8 protein-coding genes are annotated in these 10,053 nt (G+C 67.8%); 7 read left to right on the plus strand and 1 reads right to left on the minus strand.

Going from position 1 to position 10,053, the window contains the following annotated elements:
- Nucleotides 1-55: 55 nt before the first annotated feature.
- Nucleotides 56-1,336, minus strand: a complete 1,281-nt coding sequence (locus tag FEF15_RS18615; protein ID WP_240454242.1) for an aminotransferase class III-fold pyridoxal phosphate-dependent enzyme — start codon at nt 1,334-1,336, stop codon at nt 56-58.
- Between the two features lie 426 nt (nt 1,337-1,762).
- On the opposite strand from FEF15_RS18615, the gene FEF15_RS18620 reads away from it, so the two are divergent.
- The 7 genes from FEF15_RS18620 (at nt 1,763) to FEF15_RS18650 (ending at nt 9,874) form a co-directional block, all read left to right on the plus strand.
- Nucleotides 1,763-3,076, plus strand: a complete 1,314-nt coding sequence (locus FEF15_RS18620) for an FAD-binding oxidoreductase (protein WP_163560879.1) — start codon at nt 1,763-1,765, stop codon at nt 3,074-3,076.
- A gap of 30 nt (nt 3,077-3,106) precedes the next feature.
- Nucleotides 3,107-4,225 carry an ABC transporter ATP-binding protein gene (locus FEF15_RS18625; RefSeq protein WP_163560881.1) on the plus strand — a complete coding sequence of 373 codons (1,119 nt, stop codon included), beginning with the start codon at nt 3,107-3,109 and terminating at the stop codon, nt 4,223-4,225.
- A 10-nt stretch (nt 4,226-4,235) separates the two neighbouring features.
- The gene (locus tag FEF15_RS18630; RefSeq protein WP_163560883.1) at nt 4,236-5,159 is read left to right on the plus strand and encodes an ABC transporter permease; all 924 of its coding nucleotides are present in this window, start codon (nt 4,236-4,238) and stop codon (nt 5,157-5,159) included.
- Complete coding sequence (locus FEF15_RS18635; RefSeq protein ID WP_163560885.1) at nt 5,156-5,953, plus strand: ABC transporter permease; 798 nt, start codon at nt 5,156-5,158, stop codon at nt 5,951-5,953. The genes FEF15_RS18630 and FEF15_RS18635 overlap by 4 nt, the downstream gene beginning before the upstream one ends.
- Nucleotides 5,954-5,993: 40 nt before the next feature.
- The gene (locus tag FEF15_RS18640) at nt 5,994-7,058 is read left to right on the plus strand and encodes a spermidine/putrescine ABC transporter substrate-binding protein (RefSeq protein WP_163560887.1); all 1,065 of its coding nucleotides are present in this window, start codon (nt 5,994-5,996) and stop codon (nt 7,056-7,058) included.
- Nucleotides 7,059-7,112: 54 nt separating this feature from the next.
- Complete coding sequence (locus FEF15_RS18645; protein ID WP_163560888.1) at nt 7,113-8,480, plus strand: glutamine synthetase family protein; 1,368 nt, start codon at nt 7,113-7,115, stop codon at nt 8,478-8,480.
- A gap of 101 nt (nt 8,481-8,581) precedes the next feature.
- Nucleotides 8,582-9,874 (plus strand): FAD-binding oxidoreductase, encoded by a 1,293-nt coding sequence (locus FEF15_RS18650; RefSeq protein ID WP_163560890.1) that lies wholly within the window; start codon nt 8,582-8,584, stop codon nt 9,872-9,874.
- Nucleotides 9,875-10,053: the final 179 nt, after the last annotated feature.

Raw genomic sequence — 10,053 nt, forward strand, 5'->3', positions numbered from 1 at the left:
CCTGAGAAGTGGGAAGCCTCGCCCGTGGCGCGTCAGCGCTTAGGGCGGGGAGCAGTCACTCTAGGTGGTCGAGCACCCCGGCCACGGCGTCGAAGAGTCGCTCCAGCTCCGCCCCGGTGGTGGCGAAGGGGGGGCCGAACTGCAGGGTGTCGCCGCCGTAGCGCACGTAGAAGCCGGCCTCCCACAGCGCTAGATGGGCATCGCGCGGGCGGATCGTGGGGTCGCCGTCGCGGGGCGCGAACTGGATCGCCCCGGCCAGGCCGTAGTTGCGGATGTCGGTGACGTGGGGCCGCCCCTTGAGGGCGTGGAGTTTGGTCTCGAAGGCCGGTGCAATGGCGCGCACCTGGGCGGGGAAGTCCTCGCGCTCGAACAGCTCGAGGGCCGCGAGCCCGGCCGCGCAGGCCAACGGGTGGGCGCTGTAGGTGTAGCCGTGGGCGAACTCGATGGCGTGCCCCGGGCCGCCCGCATGCATGAAGGTGTCGAAGATGCGCGGCGAGGCGATCACCGCGCCCATGGGCACGGCGCCGTTGGTGAGCTGCTTGGCCACGGTCATGATGTCGGGAGTGACGCCGAAGGCCTCGGCGCCAGTGCGCGCCCCGCAGCGTCCGAAGGCGGTGATCACCTCGTCGAAGATCAGCAGGATGTCGTGGGCGTCGCAGAGGGCGCGCAGCCGCTCCAGATAGCCCTTGGGCGGCACGATCACCCCACCCGAGCCGGACATGGGCTCGACGATCACCGCGGCGATGTTGCTGGCGTCGTGCAGGGCGATCTGGTCGAGCAGGGCGTCGGCGAGCTCGGCACCGCGCTCGGCCTGGCCGCGGGTGAAGGCGAGGTCGGCTTGCAGGGTGTGCGGCAGGTGGCTGACCTCCAGCAGTTGGCCATAATGCTTGCGATTCCCGCCGATGCCGCCGAGGCTGGTGCCGCCGACGTTGACGCCGTGGTAACCCCTGGCACGTCCGATCAGGCGCGTCTTCTCCGGCCGCCCGGCGAGACGCCAGTAGGCGCGGGCCATCTTCACCGCGGTATCGGCGGCCTCGGAGCCGGAGCCGGTGAAGAAGACGTGGTCGAGGCCCTCGGGTGTCAGCTCGGCTACCCGCTCGGCCAGGGCGAAGGCCAGCGGGTGGCCGACCTGGAAGGCGGGTGCATAGTCGAGTCGGCCGGCCTGATCGGCGATGGCCTCGCGGATGGCGCGACGGTTGTGGCCAGCGCCACAGGTCCATAGCCCGGAGAGGGCGTCGAACAGGTGGCGGCCGCGGTCGTCGCGGTAGTAGCGTCCCTCGGCGCCAGTGACCAGGCGCGGGTGGGCGCGAAAGTCGCGGTTGGCGCTGAACGGCATCCAGTAGTGGCGGTCGCGGGCGACCCGCTCGGCGCTCGCTGTGCGAGTAGCCAAGGTGTCGCGGATATCGGCAGAATCGGACATGGGACCTCCGGGGTCAGGGTGGATGCCGGGCACATGGGCACGGCCATTGTGTCGTACACCTTAGAATGCCTCGCTGCCACGGGGAATCGGGTGAGGGGAAATGCCCATGGATGGCATTGGATATTTGACACTCCCGCGGCACGGTGGGGCGCACTTCTCTGCGACGCGAATGGTGCACCCTTCGCGGAATAGCGGAAATTGCCGTTCCGGGGTTGAGAGCTTACGTTAGCAAATACTTGACATCATCGCGCAGCCTGGTGTCAAACTGAACCGACGGTTGGCGATCGATGCGGTGTCCCCCGGGCCCGCTGACCGGAACCAACAATAAAGAGCGCCGTGCGCATGAACACTCAGGCATCTCCCCTTACCGCATCGCGACGCCTCGAACGGCCTGCCTCCTGGTACCGTGATTCCATCGCCGTCGAGCTCGGCGACTGCCCGCCGCTGGTCGGCGAGGCACGAGCCGACGTCTGCGTGATCGGCGGCGGCATCACCGGGCTTTCCACGGCCTTGCACCTGGCCGAGCGCGGCTATGCGGTGACGCTGCTCGAGGCCGGGGAGATCGGCTTCGGGGCGTCCGGTCGCAGCGGCGGACAAATCCTGCCGGGGCTGGGCACCGACATCGCCACCGTCGAGAAGGCGCTGGGCCGCGAGGCGGCGCGCGACGTCTGGGAAATGAGCCGCGAGGCGGTGCGCCTGACGGCGGCGCGCATCGCCCGGCACGCCATTCCCTGCGAGCTGGCCTGGGGTTACCTGCACGCTGCGGTGAAGCCGCGCCACGTGCGCGAGCTCCAGGCCTTCCGCGAACGCATGGCGCGCGACTACGGCTACCAGGCCCTCGACTGGCTCGAGGGCGACGCCCTGCGCGAGCACGTGGTGACCGACGCCTACCCCGGCGCACTCTACGAGCGTGAGGGTGGTCACCTGCATCCGCTCAACTACACCCTGGGGCTGGCGAGCGCCGCCCGGGAAGCCGGCGTCGCGCTGCACGAGCACAGCGCCGCGCGCGCCATCCGGCGCGGCCTGCGCCCGGTGGTCGCTACCGAGGCGGGGCGGGTCAGCGCCGACTTCGTGGTGCTGGCCACCAACGCCTACCAGAGCGGCCTGGTGCCGGAGCTCGGCGGGCGCATCATGCGCGCCGCCAACTACATGGTTGCCACTGCGCCGCTTACGGCGGCGCAGGCCGCGGCGGTGCTGCCGCAGAACGACGCCCTGTCGGACGCCAACTTCGTGCTCGACTATTACCGCCTTTCGGCCTCCCGGCGGCTCATCTACGGCGGCGAGGTGAGTTACGACGGCCGCGAGCCCCGCAACCTGCCGGCGCGTATGGATGCCAAGATCGCGCGGCTCTTCCCGGTGCTCAAGGGCGTGGCGATCGAGTATCGCTGGGGCGGGGACGTGGCCATCACCCTCAACCGCGCTCCGGACTTCGGCCGCCTCGACATCAACCTCTACTATGCCCAGGGGTACTCCGGACACGGCATGGCGCTGGCGGGGCTGGCCGGCCAGCTGCTGGCCGAGGCGATCGGCGGGCAGAGCGAGCGCTTCGATGTCTTCGCCGCCATGCCCCACCGCCGCTTTCCCGGCGGCCGCCGGCTGCGCCTGCCGCTGCTGGTGCTGGCCACCCATTTCTACAAGCTGCGTGATCGGCTGTAAGCCCGCGGCCGCAACCACGAGGGCCCACCCATGAGCGATGCGATCACGACGGATACCGCCGACAAGACCGCGCCGACCTCGGTTCCACAGGACACCGCCCGGCGCGACGCCTCGTCCATCGCACTACAGGGGCTGCACAAGCGTTTCGGTCGCGACACCGTGGCCCTGGCCGGGGTCGATCTAGACATTCGGCCCGGTGAGTTCTTCACCCTGCTGGGGCCCTCCGGCTGCGGCAAGACCACGCTGCTGCGCATCCTCGCCGGACTCGAGGAGGCCGACAAGGGGCAGCTCGCCATCGGTGGCCGCGACATCACCGAGGTGCCGCCACACCAGCGCAGCGTCAACACCGTCTTCCAGTCCTACGCGCTCTTCCCGCACCTCTCGGTGCGCGACAACCTCGCCTTCGGCCTCAAGATGCGGGGCCTGCCCGTCGGCGAGCGCAACGCGCGGGTGGCCAAGATCGCCGCGTTCATCCAGCTGGGCGATCTCATCGACCGCCGCGTCGACCAGCTCTCCGGTGGCCAGCGCCAGCGCATCGCCCTGGCCCGGGCGCTGGTCTGCGAGCCCGACGTGTTGCTGCTCGACGAGCCCCTCTCGGCGCTGGATGCCGGGCTGCGCAGTCAGCTGCAGGTGGAGCTGTTGCGGGTGCAGAAGCGGCTCGGCATGACCTTCGTGTTCGTCACCCACGACCAGCAGGAGGCGATGGTGATGTCGGATCGCATCGCCGTGCTCAACGGCGGGCTGATCCAGCAGGTGGGGCCGCCGCGGGAGGTCTACGAGCATCCGGTCAACGCCTTCGTGGCGCGCTTCATGGGCCATGACAACCTCTTTCCGGTAATCGCCCGGAATGGCGAGACGCTCACCACGCCGCTCGGCGAGCTGCACGTGGCGAATCCCGGTGACGGGGCGCTGCTGCTGATCCGCCCGGAGACCCTGGATCTGCTGCCCGGCGATGTCGAGGGGGTGAACCACCTGCCGGCTCGGGTCATCGAACGGCTCTACCGTGGCAGCCACGCCGAGTACCGCCTGGCCATCGCCGGGACCACGCTGCAGGCTACGCTCAACAACCGCGGCCGGCACCTCCCCGAGGTCGACGAGCGGGTCACCGTGGCGGTGGCCGCCGACGATCTCGTCACTCTGGCCGAGTAAGGAGCGCGCCATGGCCGATGCCGGTACCCTGCCCACTGCCCGCAGTCGCGCCATGGTGCGCGAGGCGCGCCACCTGCTGCTGACCGTGGCGCCCGGGGCCACTTGGATTGTGATCTTCCTGGTGCTGCCCAGTGCCTACCTGATGGGCGTGGCCTTCATGTCCACCGGCCCCTATGGCCTGCCCGAGATGCCGCTGTCCCTGGAGTCGTTCCGGCGCCTGGCCGGCTTCGGCTTCCTGGGGTGGAGCCCCGGCAATCTCTATACCCTGCTGCGCTCGCTGGTGCAGACGCTGGTGGCCACCGCCCTGGTTGTGGTCATTGCCTATCCCATCGCCTACTACATCGCCACGTCGCGCGCCAGGTGGCGGCCGATCATGCTGCTCGCCGTGGTGGTGCCCTCCTGGACCAACCAGGTGATCCGCACCTTCGGCTGGATGAACTTGCTGGCGCCCGGCACGCCGCTGTCGCAGCTCGCCGAGGGGCTGGGCCTGATCGCCCCCAACATGGGGCTCTACCCCTCCAACTTCGCGGTGACTCTGGGCCTGGTCTACAACTTCCTGCCCTTCATGGTGCTGCCGCTGTATGCCGCCTTCGAGAAGCTCGACACCGCCCAGGTGGAGGCTGCCCGAGACCTCTACGCTTCGCCGCTGCGCGCCTTCCGGCATGCGGTCTTCCCGCAGACGCTGCCGGGGCTGCTGGCGGGCATCGTGCTGGTGGCCATTCCCGCCTTCGGCATGTACGTCATTCCCGAGCTGCTCGGCGGCGGCAAGGGGATGATGCTCGGCAACCTGGTGGCCAATCAGTTCGCCGGGGCCGCCAACTGGCCGCTGGGGGCGTCCGGCGCGATCCTGATGCTCATCGCCACCTTCATCGGCCTCTACGCCATGCGCCGCATCGGCCGGCGACTGGGCGGGGGCGAGGAGGTGGTAATATGACCAAACGTACCTTCCGCCGCGCCCTGGCCGGCTTCTGGTGGCTGACGCTGCTGTTCCTCTATCTGCCGCTGGCGGTGGTGGCGCTGTTCTCCTTCAATGCGGCCAACAGCGCGGCCAGCTTCACCGGGTTTTCCCTGCGCTGGTATGAACGGCTGCTGGGCAACGAGGAGATCCTCTCGGCGCTGGCCAACAGCCTGGTGCTGGCCATCGTCTCGTCGCTAATCGCGCTCGGGGTCGGCTGCCTGATCGGCTACGGCATGTATCGGCATCGCCATCGCAAGCTGGGCTGGCTGATCGTGCTGATCTATCTGCCCATCGTGCTGCCGGACATCGTCTTCGGCATCTCCGAGATGGCCTTCTTCGTCAAGCTCCACGAGCTGACGGGGCTGCTGCAGCCGGGCCTGGGCACCATGATCATCGCCCACGTCACCTTCCAGATTCCCTTCGTCGCGTTGATCGTCTATTCGCGCTTCGTGGGGCTCGACCCGACGCTCTTCGAGGCGGCCAAGGACCTCTACGCCTCGCCGGCCAAGCGCGCGCGGCACTTCATGCTGCCGACCATCAAGCCAGCGTTGATCTCCGCCTTCTTCCTCTCCTTTACCCTGTCGGTGGATGACTTCGTGATCAGTTTCTTCACCGCGGGACCGGAGAGCGCCACCCTGCCCATCTACATCTGGGGGGCGATCAAGAAGGGGGTCTCCCCGGAGATCAACGCCATTGCCACGCTGATGCTCGGCGCCGTGGCGGTCGCGGCCATCCTGAGCCTGGTGTTCAGCCGTCGCCGGCCGGCATGAGCCGGCACCCAACGACCCAAGGGGAAACGAGGAGAACAAGATGACAATGCGCAACGCCACCCTGGCCCTGTCCCTCGGCGGGCTGCTGCTTGCCGGCAGCGTCCAGGCCCAAGAGAACAAGCTATACCTGTTCAACTGGACCGAGTACATGGACCCTGAGATCATCGCCGCCTTCGAGGCCGAGCACGACGTCGACGTGGTGCAGAACTACTTCAACTCGCTGCCGGAGATGTTCGCCAAGCTCAATGCCGGCGGGGTCTCCCAGTACGACATCATCGTGCCGTCCAACTACTACGTGCCGCGGTTGATCGAGACCGGCCTGGTGCAGAAGCTCGACAAGGGGAAGCTCGCCAACCTCGACAACGTCATGGAACAGTTCCGCGACCCGGCCTACGACCCCGGCGCCGAGTTCAGCGCGCCCTACCAGTGGGGCACCACGGCGCTTGTCTACAACACCGAGACCTTTCCCGAGGCGCCCAAGAGCTGGTCGCTGATGTTCGACCCGGAGGTGAACCCCAGCCATCCCTTCGCGCTGATGGGCGACGGCCAGGTGAGCATGGGCGCGGCCTGCGCCTACCTGGGCCATGGCTACGACTGTACCGATCCCGAGGCCTGGAAGGAGGCCGCCAGACTGATCATCGACACCAAGCAGCGCGACACCTTCAGCGGCTTCACCGATGGCACCCCGGCGCTGCAGCAACTGGCCCGCGGCGTCACTCACGCGGGCATGAGCTACAACGGCGACTACCTCTTCTTCAAGGACGAGGACCCGGAGACCTTCGCTACCCTGGACTTCATGATCCCCGACGAGGGCGCCGAGATGTGGGTGGACGCCATGCTGATTCCGTCCGAGGCGCCCAACCCGGATATGGCCCACAAGTTCATCGACTTCATCCTGGATGCCGAAGTGGGTGCCCAGCTCTCCAACTACAACTACTACGCCAGCCCCAACGCGGCGGCGGCGCCCTACCTGGACGAGGTGCTCACCCAGCCGCCGGTACAGCCCAGCGAAGCCGACATGGCGCGGCTGCGCTTCACCCCGAGCTTGGAAGGCGAGGCGCTGCAGACCTTCCAGCAGCTGTGGTCGGAGGTCCAGTCACGCTGAACGCACGGCTCCCGGCCGGGCCGGGAGTCCGTCACTTTCCGCAAGGACAACCCCATGAGCCATTCCCAGGACCATCCGCTGCTCAACGACTGGTTCCAGTCGCACGGCATCACCGAAGTCGAATGCCTGGTCAGCGATCTGACCGGCATTCTCAAGGGCAAGATCATGCCCGCCGGCAAGTACCTCAACGGGGGCCGGCCGCGCCTGCCCGACTCGATCTTCATCCAGACGGTGACCGGGGGCTACCCGGACGATGAGGACATCCGCTTCTGGAATCCCGCCGAACGCGACATGGAGCTCGTACCTGACCTAAAAGCCATCTACCTGGTGCCCTGGGCCGATGACCCCACCGCCCAGATCATCCACGACTGCCACTACCTCACCGGCGAGCCGGTGGAGCTGGCGCCGCGCCACGTGCTCAAGCGGGTGCTGAACCTCTATGCTGAGCGCGGCTGGAAGCCGGTGGTCGCCCCCGAGGTGGAGTTCTACCTGGTCAAGACCAACACCGATTCCGATTATCCTCTGGAGCCGCCCATCGGCCGCACTGGCCGTCAGGAGAGCAGCCGCCAGTCCTTCTCCATCGATGCGGTCAACGAATTCGACCCGCTGTTCGAGGAGATGTACGACTACTGCGAGGCCATGGATCTCGATCTGGATACCCTGATCCACGAGGAAGGGGCGGGGCAGATGGAGGTCAACTTCCAGCACGGCGACCCGCTGGAGCTCGCCGACCAAGTGGTGATGTTCAAGCGCATCCTGCGCGAGACGGCACTGCGCCATGGCATGTACGCCACCTTCATGGCCAAGCCCATGGCCAACGAACCGGGCAGTTCGCTGCATATCCACCAGAGCCTGGTCGACCTCAAGCGGGGCCACAGCCTCTTCGCCGGGGAGGGTGACCAGCCGAGCCCACTGTTCCACCACTACATTGGCGGGCTGCAGCGCTACCTGCCCGCGGCGATGCCGCTGCTCGCCCCCAACGTCAACTCCTATCGGCGCCTGATGCGCGGCGAGACCAGCGGTTCGGCGCCCATCAACGTGGAGTGGGGGCTCGACAATCGCACCGTGGGCCTTCGCGTGCCCGTCTCGTCGCCCGAGGCGACCCGGGTGGAAAATCGCCTGGCCGGGGCCGATGCCAACCCCTACCTGGCCATCGCCGCGTCGCTGGCCTGCGGCTACCTGGGCATGCTCGGCCAGCTCGAGCCGCGCCCGCCGATGCTCGGCTCGGCCTGGTCCGGCGGCAACACCCTGCCCGACGACGTCGGCCCGGCGCTGGACGCCCTGCGCGACTGCCAGGCACTGGCCGACGTGCTCGGCGAGCGCTTCACCAACAGCTACCTGGCGGTCAAGCGTGCCGAGCACAAGGCGTACTTCCAGGTGATCAGTTCCTGGGAGCGCGAGCACCTGCTGCTGCGGGTCTGAGCGGCGCTGGACATGCTTCAGGGGCTACCCGGAGTCAGGTCGAAAAGGGGGCATCCCTGAAGACCTGTCGACCGGATACACACGTAATCGAGGAAAATGACATGACGGCAACGGCGGCCAGCGAGCACGCGGCCTCCTGGTATGCGGCCACGGCCAGTCCGGCACCGGAGCGACCCGCCCTGGCGGGGGAGATCGACTGCGACGTCTGCGTGGTGGGCGCCGGCTTCACCGGTATCTCCGCCGCCCTGCACCTCGCCGAGCAGGGCCGCTCGGTGGTGGTGCTCGAGGCGGCGCGCGTGGGTTATGGCGCCTCAGGGCGCAATGGCGGCCAGATCGTCAACAGCTACAGCCGCGACATGGACGTCATCGAGGCCAGGTTCGGCGCCGAGACGGCCCGTGCCCTGGGCGACATGGCCTTCGAGGGTAATCGCATCATCCGCGACCGCGTCGCCCGCTACGCCATCGATTGCGACCTGCGCGACGGCAATCTCTTTGCCGCCTGCAACGCCAGGCAGCTCGCGGGGCTGCGCGAGCACCGGGTGCTGTGGGAGCGCTACGGCTATCGGGAGCTGGAACTGCTCGAGGGGGAGGCGGTGAAGCGCGAGGTCGGCTCCGACCGCTACGCCGGTGCCCTGGTGGATCACGGCGGTGGCCATCTCCACCCCCTCAACCTGGTGCTGGGCCAGGCTGCGGCCCTGGAGTCGCTGGGCGGAACGATCTTCGAGCAGACGCCGGTCAGCGCAGTGGAGTACGACGAGCCGGTGGTGGTGCGCACGGCCGCGGGGCGGGTCAGGGCCGAGCGCGTGGTGATGGCCGGCAACGCCTACTTGCGCGGGGTGCTGCCCGAGATCGAGGGCCAGTCGATGCCTTGCGGCACCCAGATCGTCGCCACCGCGCCGCTCGGCGAGGGGCGTGCCCGCGAGTTGCTGCCGGGTGACAAGGCGGTGGAGGACTGCAATTACCTGCTCGACTATTACCGCTTGACCCGCGACAACCGCCTGCTCTACGGCGGCGGCGTCAACTACGGTGGCGAAGACCCCGCCGACATCGCGGGGGTGATCCGGCCTAAGCTGCTCAAGACCTTCCCGCAGCTCGCGGACGTCGCCATCGACTACGCCTGGAGCGGTACCTTCCTGATGACGCTCAACCGCCTGCCGCAGTTCGGCGTGATCAACGGCAATGTCTACTACGCCCAGGGTTACTCCGGCCACGGCGTCACCTGCAGCCATCTGGCCGGCAAGCTGATCGCCGAGGTGATGGCGGGGCAGGGCGAGCGCTTCGACGCCTTCGCCGGCATTCCCCACCTGCCGTTTCCCGGGGGGTGGCTGCTGCGCGTGCCGCTCTCGGCGTTGGGGGCCTGGTACTACCAGGCCCGCGACAAGCTCGGCATTTGATCCCCGAGCCATCAATGACCCCCTCTGCAACCTGTTCACGGCGCCTCTCGTTTTCTTGTTCTTGCTTCTGCTTTGGCATCGCTTTTCAGCAGAAATCCGCGAGAACCCTCGCCCACTCGGATAGCACTGTTGGGTTTGCAGGAGTGGTCAAATCGACATAGGCTGTATATATGTCCATA

This window comes from Halomonas sp. NO4 (assembly GCF_010994375.1).
Classification (GTDB): domain Bacteria; phylum Pseudomonadota; class Gammaproteobacteria; order Pseudomonadales; family Halomonadaceae; genus Halomonas.

Excerpts from the sequence above, each read along its gene's own strand:
- FEF15_RS18615 (WP_240454242.1), bottom strand. The coding sequence starts at position 1,336 with ATGCCGTTCAGCGCCAACCGCGACTTTCGCGCCCACCCGCGCCTGGTC.
- FEF15_RS18620 (WP_163560879.1), top strand. The coding sequence starts at position 1,763 with ATGAACACTCAGGCATCTCCCCTTACCGCATCGCGACGCCTCGAACGG.
- FEF15_RS18625 (WP_163560881.1), top strand. The coding sequence starts at position 3,107 with ATGAGCGATGCGATCACGACGGATACCGCCGACAAGACCGCGCCGACC.
- FEF15_RS18630 (WP_163560883.1), top strand. The coding sequence starts at position 4,236 with ATGGCCGATGCCGGTACCCTGCCCACTGCCCGCAGTCGCGCCATGGTG.
- FEF15_RS18635 (WP_163560885.1), top strand. The coding sequence starts at position 5,156 with ATGACCAAACGTACCTTCCGCCGCGCCCTGGCCGGCTTCTGGTGGCTG.
- FEF15_RS18640 (WP_163560887.1), top strand. The coding sequence starts at position 5,994 with ATGACAATGCGCAACGCCACCCTGGCCCTGTCCCTCGGCGGGCTGCTG.
- FEF15_RS18645 (WP_163560888.1), top strand. The coding sequence starts at position 7,113 with ATGAGCCATTCCCAGGACCATCCGCTGCTCAACGACTGGTTCCAGTCG.
- FEF15_RS18650 (WP_163560890.1), top strand. The coding sequence starts at position 8,582 with ATGACGGCAACGGCGGCCAGCGAGCACGCGGCCTCCTGGTATGCGGCC.